Raw genomic sequence first — 12,631 nt, 5'->3', positions numbered from 1 at the left:
CTCGACCCACGATCTTCGCCGCAGGTCAGATAGCCTCGGGTGAGTGACCGACAGCGCGAATCCCACCATCGACATCCCCGCCGATCTCAGGCCCGCCGACGGCCGTTTCGGGTGCGGTCCCTCCAAGGTCCGTCCCGCGCAGCTCGCCGCCCTGGCCGAGTCCGGCTCGACCTACATGGGCACCTCGCACCGGCAGAAGCCGGTGAAGTCCCTCGTCGGCCGCGTCCGGGAGGGGCTCGCCGAGCTCTTCTCGCTGCCCGAGGGGTACGAGGTCCTGCTCAGCAACGGCGGCACCACGGCGTTCTGGGACGCGGCCGCGTTCGGCCTCGTCCGGCAGCGGTCGCAGCACCTGACCTTCGGCGAGTTCTCCAGCAAGTTCGCCAAGGTCACCACGGGTGCGCCCTGGCTGGGGAACCCCACCGTCATCTCCGCCCCGCCCGGCACGCACCCCGAGGCGTCCGCCGAGGAGGACGTGGACGTCTACGCGCTCACCCACAACGAGACCTCGACCGGCGTCGCCATGCCGATCAGGCGCCCGGCGGGCACGACCGCGCGGGACGGCCTCGTCCTGGTGGACGCCACGTCCGGCGCGGGCGGCCTGCCCGTGGACGTGTCCGAGACCGACGTCTACTACTTCGCGCCGCAGAAGTGCTTCGCGGCGGACGGCGGCCTGTGGGTCGCGCTCGCGTCCCCGGCGGCGCTTGAGCGGATCGACGAGATCGCCTCGTCCGACCGGTACGTCCCGGAGTTCTTCAACCTGAAGACGGTCGTCGACAACTCCGCCAAGGACCAGACGTACAACACCCCGGCCGTGGCCACGCTGCTGCTGTTCGCCGAGCAGATCGAGTGGATGAACGGGCAGGGCGGCCTCAGCTGGACGACGTCCCGCACGGCCGACTCGTCCCAGCGGCTGTACACCTGGGCCGAGAAGACCTCGTACACGACGCCGTTCGTGGTCGACCCGGCGCAGCGTTCGCAGGTCGTCGGCACGATCGACTTCAGCGACGACGTGGACGCGGCGGCCGTGGCCAAGGTGCTGCGCGCCAACGGCATCGTCGACACCGAGCCGTACCGCAAGCTGGGCCGCAACCAGCTGCGCATCGGCATGTTCCCGGCGATCGACCCGGGCGACGTCGAGGCGCTGACCGCCTGCGTCGACTACGTCGTCGAGCGCCTCTGAGACGAGCCGGAGCCCTCGGGGGGCCACGCCGCTCCCCCGAGGGCCGGTTCAGGCGACGGTCAGCAGACCGCCGGTGCCGCCCGCCTGCCGCACCACGCGATGGAGCAGGCCGGCTCGGTCGCCCTCGGCGTCGGCCGGGGTGAAGCCCGTCCAGACGCGCGGGTCCATGTCGGTGTCCCGCGCCGTGGGCACGAACGCCGCCGTCGCGAGGACCTCGGGCAGGTCGCGGCGCCCGGGGCGGCGCTCCATGCCGACCTTCAGGTAGGTGCCCTCGCGCAGCAGCACGACGGCGGCGAAGCGGACCCGGGTGTGCCGCTCGACCTCCCGGAACCAGCGCGGGTTCGACGCCCAGTAGATGTTCTGGTCGGTGTCCACGGCCATGGTCAGCGGGCTGAGCGCGCCGCGCGCCAGGTGCACCTCGGTGGGACGGTCGCGCTCGACCCACGCCAGCGCGACCCGTCCGACCAGGGCCCCCAGAACGCCGGTGATCTCGGCCGGGGGCCGGCGGCCGGCCAGCAGCCGGAGGATCGGCTCGCTGCCGGTGGCGCCGGACGCGGGCGGCGGCGCGAACCGCGCCCGCAGCCCGGCGGCGTCGATGTCGCCGTCGTACGCGCCCACGACCGTGGCCGGCGAGCCGGCGACGACCATGGGGCCGGCGTCGGCGGCCTCGGCCGGAGACCCCTGCGCCGCCCAGCGGGTGTGCCCGACGGCCGCGGCGGCGCGGTCGAGTTCGTGCAGGAACTCCGGCCGCCAGACCCCCGAGAACCGGCCGCGCCCCTTCACCACCCGGCAGCCCCCGCCGCCGGCCCCGCCGAGCCCCGGGGCGGCGCCGAGCAGCGCCAGGCCGGCCGAGTCGGTCCCCCGCTCCTCGGCGAGAGCGCCCAGCATGACGAACACGTCCGACGCCCGACCCGGGTCGGCCGCGAACGGCGAGCGCACCACCCCGAACAATCCGCACATGCAGGATGAGATGCGGATCGCGGGCGGGCGGTTCACCCCCGCGGCCTGGGCACGCACCGTGACCGGCCTTACCGGTGCTTATCACCCCATCAGCCACATTGGCCCCGATTAATTCCCACCATTGATCAGGGGCCCGGCACCCCGCCCTGTCCAGGGCCCTGGGGCCTACTTCTATGGCCGCATGTGGACCTTTCGTCCGCCGTTGATCAACGCTCCGCACGTCAGAGAGAATGGCCAGGCGGGGGCGACCTCTGGAGAGGAGAGTGAAAATTCCACTCTTCTGGGAGCGCACCGGCGACGGCGGCGGACGACTCCCGCGATCATCCGCTCCGACCAGGCGAAACACCATTCTCACCGACCGCCTGTCAGGACGGATGTGACAGGTTTTCTCGAACGTGTCACCACCATCGGGAACCTTGGTGGCGGACGCGGCATCGAACAATGCGATGCTCCCCGGTTTTGACGCCGGCACCCCTGCCGGAAGGACTAATCCCTTGAATGGTGACAGCCGTAATGACTATAGTCATCGATTCCGTGACCAGACGAATATATCGTCTGCCGTTCGGTCGCCGTTCAGGACGGGAGGGTTCCGCCCGGTGAGGCCTAGAGATCATCTGAGGTGCCCGTGACCGCGGTGGTGCTGGTCGGCGACTTCCCCAGCACGGGAGTCCTGCAGGCCACGGTGGCTCAGCGGGTGGCCGTGGAGGGCCGCGGCGACGAGGCCGCGCCCGCCTTCGTCGACCACATGGAGTACGCCCTCCGGCGGCGCGGCGCCGTGCTCGTGCTGTACCCGGCGTGGAAGAGGAGCCGTGCGCAGCGGCTGGTGCGCCTGGCACGCTCCGCGCTGCTCACCGACCGGATCGCCGGCCTGCCGCTCGACGTGCCGCCGCTGGCGCTGTCCCTGGTCGCCGACCAGTTGACGTTCGCGTCGGCCCACGCGCGGCCCGGAGTCCTCGCGACCCTCGCCCACCGGCTCTGCGCGACCCTCCACGCCGGAGCCTGGGTGAACAGCGTGGCGCGCCTCGAGCACGTCAAGACCGGACTCGGGGCGCACGTCTCGTCCTACCTGCCCGGCGGCGGGTTCTCGGTGACGGCCGGCGCCCACCCGGAGGTGCACCGCATCACCGCCGCCAAGCCCGTCCCGCGCCTGGCGTCGCGGCCCGCCGACCCCGTGCTGATGCTGGTGGCCGACGCGAACGGCGACGCCGGTTGGCTCCAGAGCAGGATGCGGCCGGTGCTCGCGGCGGTGACGTCGACCGCGGTGGCCCCGCAGCCGATGAGCGCGGAGTACTGGGGGACGAAGAAGTACACCGAGTTCGTGGCGTTCAGCGGTCACCCGCACGCGCTGCGGAGCCTGCTGGCCGGTTCTTCGTACAGGGCGTGCGGATGGTGCGGCGAACCGACCGCGCTGCCCGAGTGCCCGTTCTGCCTCATGGTCCAGCCGGCCCGGGAGGCGGCGCCCACCGAGGCCGTTCCCCCTGGTCACCCGCAGCGGCCGCACCCTCAGCCCTCTGGGGCCCAGCCTCCCCGTCCCCAGCCCCAGCCCCCGGCTCCCCAGCATGTCCAGCGACCGGCCGCCCCACCGCAGCCGTCCTGGCCGCAGGCTCCGCATCCCCCCGCGCCCCACCCCGTCCAGCCTCCCCAGGTCCGGCCCGACGAGGAGGCGCCGCCGACACGCCCGCAGTACCCGCGCCAGGACGGCGGTCCGCCGTCGGCGCCCCCCGACCAGACCGATGACGCCCCGTCCCTCACCACGCTCCTCGACGACGCGGCGCCCCGGCGGGCCGCGGCACCGGACTCCCCGCCCGAGCGGACGCCCCGGACGACCCCCGACGACGAGTGGCGCGATGGAACCGTCATCTTCCGTCCGCAGCGCCGCCGGTAAGCCTCCCTGCCCCCGACCAGAACGGAGTCCCATGAACCCGCGCCAGCGACGTGGAGTTCTGCTGATGATCCTGGCTGCGCTCGGCGCCGTTGCCGTGTTCATCAGCATCATCGGCTATGTCGGCTCTGTTCGGGCCGAGGTCGGTGTGAAGACCGACGTGCTCATGCTCAAGCGCGCCGTCCCCGCCTTCAGCCCGGTCACCGCGGCGGACCTCGACCGCATCCGGGTGCCGAAGCGGTGGTCGCCGGAGACGATGGTGACCGACACGGCCGCGCTCAACGGCAAGGTCGCCGCCGCCGATCTTCCGGCGGGGGCCTACTTACAGACGGGCATGCTCGTCCCCGGCCCGACCCTGCAGCCCGGCCAGCGCGAGATCGCGATCATGATCGACGCCGAGACGGGCGTGGCGGGCAAGGTCCACGAGGGCATGCCGGTCGACATCTACGCGACCTACCAGACGCAGAAGGGGAACCAGCAGCAGTCCTGCGCGGCGCGGATCGTCCGGGCGGCCAGGGTCATCCAGATCGGGCAGACGACCCAGGTCAAGGACGAGAAGAACAGCTCGGTGACGCAGTCCCAGGTTCCGATCACCTTCGCGCTGAGCGCGCAGGACAGCCTCAAGCTCACCCGCGAGGAGAGCTTCGCGACGAAGATCAGGCTCGCCCTCATCGGCGGGTCCGGAACCGGCCTGGACGGCACCCGGCTCCCGCCGGTCTGCGAAACGCTTCCGGCGAGGTGAGACCGGTGAACATCCACGTCCTCCTCGGCGTCGAGGACCGCGATCTCGCCGCCGCCCTCAGCGGGCAGTTCCGCGAGATCCCCGACATCGAGCTCGTCGCGGTCGAGACGACGTCCAACCATCTGGCGGGGACGGTCGCGACGACCCCGAACCTCGACGTCGTGCTGGTGCACCAGGGGCTCGGGCCGCTGCCGGCGCTCGACCTCATCCGCGACCTGGTGATCCGCCAGCCCCAGCTCGCCGTCATCCTGATCGCCGACGACGCGACGGCCGAGATGCTGGCGGCGGCGATGGCGGCCGGCGCGCGCGGGGTGATCTCCAACGAGCCGACCCTGTCGGAACTGCAGAACCGCGTCCAGCAGGCGTCGGAGTGGTCGCGCAGCATGCGCCGGCACTTCACCTCCGCCGAGATCCCCGGCCGGCCGGGCCGGATGGCCAGGCTGGTCACGCTCACCGGCGCGAAGGGCGGCGTCGGCACGACCACGCTGGCGATCCACCTCGCCATCGCCGTGTCCAGTGCGGGGAGGACGGTGTGCCTGGTCGACATGGACCTGCAGAACGGCGACATCCCGGGCTACCTCGACGTCCAGCACCGGCACAGCCTCGCCGACCTCGCCGCGGCCGCCGGCGACCTCGACGGAGCGGTCGTGGCAGAGGCGCTGTTCGTCCACCCGGCCGGACCGCACCTGCTGCTCGCGCCCGCGCACGGCGAGGACGCGGAGGAGATCTCGGCCCGTGCCGTGCGGCAGATCCTCACCGTCATCCGGTCCCGGTACGACGTGGTGATCGTGGACGGCGGCACCCATCTCGCCGACGCCAACGCGACGGCGGTGGAACTCGCGGACGAGGCCGTCATCGTCACCACCCCCGACGTGCCGGCGCTGCGCTCGGCCCGCCGGCTGGCGCAGATGTACGCGCGGCTCGCGATCCGCAAGGAGGACGAGGTGAGCGTCCTGCTCACCCGGCACGACAGGCGCAACGAGATCCAGCCCGAGCTGGCGAAGAAGATGGTCGGCTCGCCGCTGCGCGGCGTCACGGTGCCGGCGGTCTTCCGCGCGCTGGAGGAGGCGGCCAACACCGGCTCGCCGGGCGCGGTGAAGAACGCCGACTTCCGCAAGGCGATCGGCAAGGCGGCCCTGGACCTCGGGCTGCTCGACGCCGGGGCCGGGCAGGGCGCCGCCGCGGCGGCGGCGCCGGACACCGGCGACCGGGGCGAGGCCGCGATCGGGTTCGCCGGCGTCTTCCCGCTGATCCTGCTGGTCCTCGTGCTGGTGTGGCAGATCGTGCTGGTCGGGCTGACGTCCACCTACTCCAGCCACGCGGCGAACGAGGCCGCGCGGGCGGTCGCCGTGATCGGCTACGACAAGCGCGACACCCCCGAGGCGCGAGCCAACCGGGAGGAGGTGCGGCGCCGCGCGGTGGCCCGCATCAAGGGCAGGTGGAAGGACCGCGACCACCTCACGCTCGACGTCGTGGACGGCTACGCCGTGGTCACCATCGACACGCCCGTCCTGATCCCCGGGCTCCGCAGCTCGTGGGGCATCCGGACCCGAAGCAAGATCGTCTACGAGGGCGAGGGGTGAGGGACGTGGCGGCGCACGACGCCCGGCGCCGGGACGCGGGCGCGGCCGCGATCGAGTTCGCGGGCGTCCTCCCGATCGCGCTCTTCGTCATCTTCGCGGCCTTCCAGGCGTACATCTCCTTCACCACGGTGTCGCGCGTGGAGAACATCGCCCGCACCGGAGCCCGCGAGGCCGCCCAGCACTACGACCCGTCCCTCTGCGTCGAGTACGCGAACCGGGTCAGGCCCTACTGGCTGAACGTCTACAAGATCGATGGAGGGCGGACCGAGGTGGCGGGAGCCGACGCCGTGTACTGCCATGTCGAGGCCAAGCTGCCGCTGCTGTTCAAGGGGGTCCCCTTCGACTACACCGTGAACCGCACCGTCACCATGCCGCTGGGATAGCCGATGGCACTCAAGGACCGTCTCGACGACGACCGGTCGTCCAACGACCGGATGAGCAAGAGCACCGTCCAGCACTGGCGGCAGCGCCTGCTGGAGGAGGTCAACCTCGACGAGCTGGCGCGGCTGACGATGGCGCAGCGGCGGGCCCGGCTGGAGAAGGTCGTCGGCCTGCTGGTGACGCGGGAGGGCCCGGTGCTGGCGGCCGGGGAGCGCGCCAACCTGATCCGCCGGGTGGTGGACGAGGCCCTCGGCCTCGGCGTGCTGGAGCCGCTGCTCGCCGACCCGACCGTCACCGAGATCATGGTGAACGGCCCGGACTCGATCTTCGTGGAGCGGGCGGGCCGGGTCCACCGGCTGGACGCGGGGTTCGCCAACGAGGACCAGCTGTACCAGACCATCGACCGGATCGTGGCCCAGGTGAACCGGCGGGTGGACGAGTCGAGCCCGATGGTGGACGCCCGGCTGCCCACCGGCGAGCGCGTCAACGTGATCATCCCGCCGCTGTCGCTGGTCGGCCCGATCCTCACGATCCGCCGGTTCCCGCGCTCCTACAGCATCGAGGAGCTGGTCTCGATGGGCTCCATGGACCAGGCCACCGGCATGCTGCTGGCCGCGTTCGTGCGCGCCCGGCTCAACCTGGTCATCGCCGGCGGCACCGGCACCGGCAAGACCACCATGCTGAACGCGCTGTCGGCGTTCGTGCCCGAGTCCGAGCGCATCGTCACCATCGAGGACTCGGCGGAACTGCGGCTCAAGCAGGAGCACGTGCTGTCGCTGGAGTCGCGTCCGGCCAACATCGAGGGCAAGGGCGCGATCACCATCCGCGACCTGGTGCGCAACGCGCTGCGCATGCGGCCCGACCGGATCATCGTCGGCGAGGTCCGCGGCGGCGAGACGCTGGACATGCTCCAGGCGATGAACACCGGCCACGACGGCTCGCTGGTGACCGTGCACGCCAACTCCACCGAGGACGCGGTGTACCGGTTGCAGACGCTGGCCAGCATGAGCGACGTGCGGCTGCCGTTCGAGGCGATCCGCGACCAGATCGGCAGCGCCGTCGACGTGATCGTGCAGCTCAACCGGGGCCCGGACGGGTCGCGGCGCATCGTCGAGGTGGCGATGCTGGAGCACGCCCGGCGCGGCGAGATCACCACGCGTCCCGTGATGCGGTTCGAGTCCGATCCGATCGGCGCGGACCGGGTGGTGCGCGGGCGCTTCCGGCCGGTCCCGCTGCCGCGGGACCTGCTGACCAGGCTCTTCCACGCCGGGGAGAGCGTGCCGCCCGCGTTCGCCGGCGCGCCGTCCCCGAACGGGACCGCGCATCCCGGTGGCCGCCCGCGAGGGGAGCAGTCCCGATGAGCCTTCCACTTCCGGTGATCCTGGCGATGCTGGCCGCCGTCCTCGCGCTGGCGACCTGGGGCATCGGCGACCTGGTCGCGGGCTGGGGGCAGCAGCGCCGGCTGGTCGCGCGCTCCGAGATCGGCGGCGACGGCGACCGCGTCGACGGCCTGCTGGGACGGCTGGACGTCGCCCTGCGGCGCACCGCGGTCGGGCAGGCGCTGGCCCGGCGGCTCGCGGCCTCGGGGATGCGGATGCGGGTGTCCACGCTCGTGCTGCTGATGGCGGGCAGCGGCCTGGCGGCGATCGTGCTGATCAGCCAGTGGATCGCGCCGGTGTTCGGGGTGGCCGCCGCGATCGGCGTCGGCTTCGCCTTCCTCGCCTACCTGCGCCGCAAGGAGGACCGCCGGCGCGAGGCGTTCATCGCCCAGCTGCCCGAGCTGGCCCGGGTGCTGGGCAACGCCACGCACGCCGGGCTGGTGATGCGCACCGCCATCGAGATCGCCGCCGACGAGCTCGCCGATCCGGCCGGGGAGGAGGTGCGGCGCACCGCCGACGCGCTGCGCCTCGGCCAGTCGGTGGAGGACGCGCTGCGCGACCTCGGCGGGCGGCTGCCGTCCCGGGAGCTCGGCGTGCTGATCAGCACCCTGCTGGTGTCGGCGCGGGCGGGCGGGTCGCTGGTCACCGCGCTGCGCACCATCGCCAGCACCCTGGAGGAGCGCAAGGAGACCCGCCGCGAGGTCAAGACGATCATGGGTGAGGCGGTGGTGACCAACTGGGTCGTCGGCGGGTTCAGCGTGGTCGGCGTCATGATGATCAACTTCATGGTGCCGGGGGCCCTGCGCACCATGAGCGAGCACCTCGGCGGGCAGGTCATCCTCGCCGCGGCGGCCGCGATGTTCGTGGTCGGCCTGGTCGTCATCGGCCGGATCACCCGGATCGACGTGTGAGGCGGTGGACGAACAATGATCATTCTGGCCATGGCGGGCGCCGCGGCGCTGTGCGTCATCCTGGCCGCGTGGGGGTTCGGGCTGGTGGCCGCGGGCCAGCGGGTCGCCGCCTCGGCGGTGCCCGAGCCTCCCAAGGCGGACAAGAACGAGGTGTTCATCCTCGACGCCATCGCGGACCGGGTGGGGCGGCCGTTCACCGGCGCGGCGATGGAACTGCTCAGCCCGTGGCGGGCGGCGATCCGCAGACGGATCGACGCGGCGGGCCGTCCCGGCGGCATCACCGTCGAGGGCTACGCGCGCCGGACCGCGGGCTACGCCGTCTTCTTCCTCACCTTCGCGCTGCTGCTGGCCCTGAACGGGCATCCGCTCTACGGCACCGTCTGCCTGATCGGCTGCCTGCAGAACGAGTTCGTCATGTACGGCAAGAGGGTGGCCAGGCAGGACGAGATCCAGCGCTCCATGCCCGACTTCCTCGACGTGCTGGCGGTCACCGTCAGCGCCGGTCTGAGCTTCCGCCTGGCGCTGCACCGCGTCGCCGAGAGCATGCCGGGCGCGCTGGCCGACGAGTTCATGGTGGCGCTGCGCCAGATGGAACTGGGCACGCCGCGCCGTGAGGCCTTCGAGGACCTGCGCGACCGCAACAACTCCGAAGCGGTCAACCAGTTCGTGACGGCGCTGCTCCAGGCGGAGGAACTGGGCGCGCCGCTCACCACGGCGATGATGGACATCGGCAACGACATGCGCCGCGAGTCGGCGCAGTGGGCCAAGCGCAAGGCGCAGCGCACCACACCGAAGATCACGGGGATCACTCTGGGGCTGACCCTGCCGGCGCTGATGCTCGTGGTCATGGGGGCCGTCTACTACGGGTCGGGAGTGGGGGCCGGTGGTGGGCTCTTCGGCAACTGACCACGTCTTACCCACAGGGGGCATGATGGGCGACGCGCCGGCACCGCTGGGCGGCACCCGGGCCGCGGCCTGGGAGCGGCCCGTCCAGGGGGAACTGACCGAGCAGGTCGGCGGAGCCTTCCAGATGCTCCTGCAGATCCGCATGTTCATCGCGGCGGTGACGCTGTCGCTGGTCCCGCTCGAAGTCGAGTACCTGGACGTCTTCCTTCTCGTCCTGACGGTGGCGCTGCTGTCCTGGCTGGCCGGGCGGTACTGGCGCTACGTCGCCCCCCGCCTCGCGCGCCACCCCCTGCTGTTCGCGCTCGACATGGCCGCCTCGTTCACCGTGCTCGGCCTCGGCGGCACGTCCGGCCCCTACCTGCTGGCGACCGTCGCCACCGCCGCCCTCGCGGGCCTGCTCTATCACTGGCGCGGCATGCTGACGGTGGCCGGGCTCCAGACCCTCTGCTACTACGTAACGTTCGTGTTCACCATCGACTCCGCGCCGGACGCGCAGCCCCCGACCTTCCAGGACGTCCTGGGGCAGCCGCTGTGCTACCCGCTCGCGGGGTTCGCCGGGGTGGCGCTGCGCCGCCTGCTCGACGCCAACGCCGAGCAGGAGTCGGCCCGGCGGCTGGCCGAGGTGAAGGCGGCCGCGGCGGAGGAACGCGCCCGCCTGGCCCGCGAGATGCACGACTCGCTGGCCAAGACCCTGCGCGGCATCGCCCTGGCCGCCACGGGGCTGCGCGTGTGGGTCGAGCGGGACCGGGACCGGGCGCTGGACGAGGCCGACCGGATCGCCACCGCCTGCCAGGTCGCCTCCCAGGAGGCGCGGAGCCTGCTGTCGGAGCTGCGCCGCGACACGATCCCGCGCTCGCTGTCGCAGGTGGTCGCCGAGACAGCGCGGGACTGGTCCGACGCCGCGGGCGTCCCGGTGGTGTGCGAGATCGCCCCGGACATCGATCTGCCCTTACGGGTGCGGCACGAGGCCGTGGCGATCCTTTCCGAGGCGCTGACCAACGTCGAGCGGCACGCCGGAGCCGGCTCGGTGCGGGTCCGGCTGGCCCGCGGGGACGGCGAGGTGCGGCTGACGGTGTGCGACGACGGAGCGGGATTCCGCCCGCCCGAGCTCACCGCGCTGGCGCGGGAGGGCCACTACGGCCTCATCGGCCTGCACGAGCGGGCCCAGCGGGTCGGCGGCGTGGTGAAGATCCTTTCGACCCGGGGGAAGGGCACCACCGTTCTGGTCCGGCTGCCCATCGACGAACGAGCGCACCGATTGGCCGAGGTGAGTTGAACGATGGCCCGAGTCGTGGTGGTCGACGACAATGTCGTCGTGCGGTCCGGATTAGTGTCGCTGCTGGAGGCCTCGGGCATCGAGGTGGTGGGCGAGGCCGGCGACGGCCGGACCGCCATCGAGATCGTCGAGCGGGTGCGGCCCGACCTGGTGCTGCTGGACGTGCAGATGCCGCTGGTCGACGGCGTCACCGCCGCGCAGACGCTGAGCCGCCTCACGAGGGTGATCATGCTGACCTACACCGAGGATCCGCGGATCGTGCGGGAGGCCATCGGCAACGGCGCCTCCGGCTACCTGGTGCACGGCCAGTTCTCCGCGCAGAAGCTGGCCGACGCGGTGCACGGCGCGCTGCGCGGGGCGAACCCCCTGTCGGAGGCCGCGGTGTCGGCTCTCGTGGGGGCGTTACGCGAGGTCTCCGCCCGTCCTGAGCCGCCCGGCGCCGACGGCGACGCCGAACCCGGCGGGGAGCCGCGCGACGACACGCCCGCGGCGTCCGGGCCGTCGGGACCGTCCGGGCCGGCCGGAGCGCCGTCCGACGACGGCGAGCGGCGGGTCGCGCGGTTCGGGCTCTCCGCCCGGGAACTGGACGTGATGCGCCTGATCGTGCAGGGCAGGACCAACGTCGAGATCGCCGGCCACCTGTTCCTGGCGGAGAAGACCGTGAAGAACCACGTGAACCGGATATACGCGAAACTCGGCGTCACCTCCCGCGCCGCCGCCATCGCGCAGTGGATGGGAACCGCAGGGGAGGACACCCGGTGACCGCGTCCGGGAATTCCCGCCCCTTAGGTCCGAGGGCCCTATCGGAATTGGGTCCGCGCCGGGTCCGTGATTGGGTCGACGGGCCCTGGGAGGGCACCGCCGATTTCCGTAATGTTCCAGTCAATGGAGCAGATGGAAACGGCGGTCAGGAGGCAGAAAATGAGCCCGATCCTTCCCCTGTACGTGCACACCGAGACTTTCATGCGGAATCGCGCCGACGACGTCCAGGACTTCGTCCGGGCCCGGATCGCGCGCATCCGCGACGCGGAGGACCGCGGGGCCAGCGCGATCGAGTACGCCGGCCTGGTGCTGATCGCGGGCATCATCATCGTCTTCCTCATCACCGCCGCCAAGTCGACCATCAAGCCGAAGGTCGAGGGGGCCATCAACGAGATCTTCGGCGGCGGCGGCGACGGCGGGGACCCGAAGAAGAAGTAACGCCTCGACTGACCGCGGTCGCCGAGCTGCGGCGCACTCGACAGGGAGAGCCACCGGAGGGTGGCTCTCCCTGTCTTTTTCATGTGGATTATCCATTCCGTGTGACGGGAGCAGACAGATGTTCGAACCTGGCCGGGGACATTCTCGGGGCTTTCGAGCCGGAGTGGGCGCGGCCGCCCTTCTCCTGGCCCTGTCCGCTTGCGGCGGTGGCGACGACGGTTCCGACCCGCC

12 protein-coding genes are annotated in these 12,631 nt (G+C 72.1%); 11 read left to right on the top strand and 1 reads right to left on the bottom strand.

The window, feature by feature from the left end; genetic code table 11:
• Positions 1-43 precede the first annotated feature (43 nt).
• Positions 44-1,180, top strand: coding sequence for a phosphoserine transaminase (gene serC / locus ABWI04_RS12470; protein WP_345173197.1), 1,137 nt, complete (start codon positions 44-46; stop codon positions 1,178-1,180).
• A gap of 48 nt (positions 1,181-1,228) precedes the next feature.
• On the opposite strand, the gene ABWI04_RS12465 is transcribed toward serC, so the two are convergent.
• The gene (locus ABWI04_RS12465) at positions 1,229-2,140 is read right to left on the bottom strand and encodes a class II glutamine amidotransferase domain-containing protein (protein ID WP_345173196.1); all 912 of its coding nucleotides are present in this window, start codon (positions 2,138-2,140) and stop codon (positions 1,229-1,231) included.
• A 625-nt stretch (positions 2,141-2,765) separates the two neighbouring features.
• Here ABWI04_RS12465 and ABWI04_RS12460 point away from each other — a divergent pair.
• The 10 genes from ABWI04_RS12460 to ABWI04_RS12415 all read left to right on the top strand — a co-directional run bounded on the left by ABWI04_RS12460 (position 2,766) and on the right by ABWI04_RS12415 (position 12,400).
• Positions 2,766-4,025, top strand: coding sequence for a hypothetical protein (locus tag ABWI04_RS12460; protein ID WP_353832467.1), 1,260 nt, complete (start codon positions 2,766-2,768; stop codon positions 4,023-4,025).
• 64 nt (positions 4,026-4,089) lie between these two features.
• Positions 4,090-4,764, top strand: a complete 675-nt coding sequence (cpaB, locus tag ABWI04_RS12455; protein ID WP_345173193.1) for a Flp pilus assembly protein CpaB — start codon at positions 4,090-4,092, stop codon at positions 4,762-4,764.
• A gap of 5 nt (positions 4,765-4,769) precedes the next feature.
• Positions 4,770-6,347 (top strand): CpaE/TadZ family protein, encoded by a 1,578-nt coding sequence (locus tag ABWI04_RS12450; protein WP_353832466.1) that lies wholly within the window; start codon positions 4,770-4,772, stop codon positions 6,345-6,347.
• 5 nt (positions 6,348-6,352) lie between these two features.
• Entirely contained in the window at positions 6,353-6,730 is a 378-nt protein-coding gene (locus ABWI04_RS12445) for a TadE/TadG family type IV pilus assembly protein (RefSeq protein ID WP_353832465.1), read from the top strand.
• Positions 6,731-6,733: 3 nt separating this feature from the next.
• Entirely contained in the window at positions 6,734-8,089 is a 1,356-nt protein-coding gene (locus ABWI04_RS12440) for a TadA family conjugal transfer-associated ATPase (protein ID WP_353832464.1), read from the top strand.
• Positions 8,086-9,018, top strand: a complete 933-nt coding sequence (locus tag ABWI04_RS12435) for a type II secretion system F family protein (protein WP_345173187.1) — start codon at positions 8,086-8,088, stop codon at positions 9,016-9,018. The genes ABWI04_RS12440 and ABWI04_RS12435 overlap by 4 nt, the downstream gene beginning before the upstream one ends.
• Positions 9,019-9,033: 15 nt before the next feature.
• Entirely contained in the window at positions 9,034-9,924 is an 891-nt protein-coding gene (locus ABWI04_RS12430) for a type II secretion system F family protein (RefSeq protein ID WP_345173186.1), read from the top strand.
• A gap of 22 nt (positions 9,925-9,946) precedes the next feature.
• Entirely contained in the window at positions 9,947-11,200 is a 1,254-nt protein-coding gene (locus ABWI04_RS12425) for a sensor histidine kinase (protein ID WP_345173184.1), read from the top strand.
• A 3-nt stretch (positions 11,201-11,203) separates the two neighbouring features.
• The gene (locus tag ABWI04_RS12420) at positions 11,204-11,962 is read left to right on the top strand and encodes a response regulator (RefSeq protein ID WP_353832463.1); all 759 of its coding nucleotides are present in this window, start codon (positions 11,204-11,206) and stop codon (positions 11,960-11,962) included.
• Positions 11,963-12,121: 159 nt separating this feature from the next.
• Positions 12,122-12,400, top strand: coding sequence for a Flp family type IVb pilin (locus ABWI04_RS12415; protein WP_353832462.1), 279 nt, complete (start codon positions 12,122-12,124; stop codon positions 12,398-12,400).
• The last annotated feature ends 231 nt before the right edge of the window (positions 12,401-12,631 follow it).

It is taken from the genome of Actinomadura sp. NPDC000929 (assembly GCF_040492065.1).
Lineage (GTDB): Bacteria > Actinomycetota > Actinomycetes > Streptosporangiales > Streptosporangiaceae > Spirillospora > Spirillospora verrucosospora.
This window is presented reverse-complemented; position numbering and strand designations above follow the sequence as displayed.

What these genes read in the sequence shown, in the direction of transcription:
- ABWI04_RS12430 (WP_345173186.1), top strand. Translation starts at nt 9,034, where the DNA reads ATGATCATTCTGGCCATGGCGGGCGCCGCGGCGCTGTGCGTCATCCTG.
- ABWI04_RS12415 (WP_353832462.1), top strand. Translation starts at nt 12,122, where the DNA reads ATGAGCCCGATCCTTCCCCTGTACGTGCACACCGAGACTTTCATGCGG.
- ABWI04_RS12465 (WP_345173196.1), bottom strand. Translation starts at nt 2,140, where the DNA reads ATGTGCGGATTGTTCGGGGTGGTGCGCTCGCCGTTCGCGGCCGACCCG.
- ABWI04_RS12425 (WP_345173184.1), top strand. Translation starts at nt 9,947, where the DNA reads ATGATGGGCGACGCGCCGGCACCGCTGGGCGGCACCCGGGCCGCGGCC.
- cpaB (WP_345173193.1), top strand. Translation starts at nt 4,090, where the DNA reads ATGATCCTGGCTGCGCTCGGCGCCGTTGCCGTGTTCATCAGCATCATC.
- ABWI04_RS12435 (WP_345173187.1), top strand. Translation starts at nt 8,086, where the DNA reads ATGAGCCTTCCACTTCCGGTGATCCTGGCGATGCTGGCCGCCGTCCTC.
- ABWI04_RS12440 (WP_353832464.1), top strand. Translation starts at nt 6,734, where the DNA reads ATGGCACTCAAGGACCGTCTCGACGACGACCGGTCGTCCAACGACCGG.
- ABWI04_RS12420 (WP_353832463.1), top strand. Translation starts at nt 11,204, where the DNA reads ATGGCCCGAGTCGTGGTGGTCGACGACAATGTCGTCGTGCGGTCCGGA.